Genomic DNA, 763 nt, shown 5'->3' on the forward strand with positions numbered 1-763 from the left:
TAGAGTCAACAACGTCTTTCTTTTTCAACTCCCCCTCCTTGACAAGTCTTTGCTTCTCTTCTTTAATGCGTTGAAGAAGAACAGATGCGGGCTCATCATTAGGGTCTTGTGGAACAAGTTTACCTTGGATAGCCTCTTGGAGAATGGATTTCTTTATTAGAGGGAATAATGTTGAGTTCAGATGCTCTAAATTACTCTGAAGTTTCTGATACCGAGTAACAATTGGTAACATTGACTCTACTTTTTTTACGAGTCTCTTTTGTTCTTCTACTGGTGGAATAGGGACAAGATAATCAGATATAGTCGTCGTCCTAAGTTCAATTTGATTAGTACTACCTGTACATCTTTCTTCTATCCCTATTTGAATATATGGAGAAAGTAAATACAGGTATATGTATCTGTGGGAGACAAGTTTAGTAGAACGTACAACGGTTACATGAGAGTCAGCTACAAACTTATCAAACTTATCAAACACAGAATCATCTATATAACCAGTTCTACCAACTGTTCCACCACCTGTAGAATTGATTATTATATCACCTTTTTGAAGGAATTGTTCTTCCTTGTATTTTAAAATATAATCTATATCAGAAAAAAGACATCTATCAATATACAGTTGGTTCCAATGATTGCATTTTTGTGCTATAATAGGTAAAATCTTCTGATTACCATATTTAGGTGTTTTTCCTCGATGAAGATAGTTACAGATATCTCCCAAACGTACAAAACACCAACTTTCAGGTATCTCAAACGGTATTTCATC

General features: G+C 34.9%; 1 protein-coding gene. It reads right to left on the bottom strand.

Annotated features, from left to right (window positions below; all coding sequences use genetic code 11):
- The coding region (locus HMPREF6485_RS13100; RefSeq protein ID WP_004347249.1) for a restriction endonuclease subunit S at positions 1–763 on the bottom strand (763 nt) is incomplete at both ends.

The sequence above is a fragment of the Segatella buccae ATCC 33574 genome, from assembly GCF_000184945.1.
GTDB classification, from domain to species: domain Bacteria; phylum Bacteroidota; class Bacteroidia; order Bacteroidales; family Bacteroidaceae; genus Prevotella; species Prevotella buccae.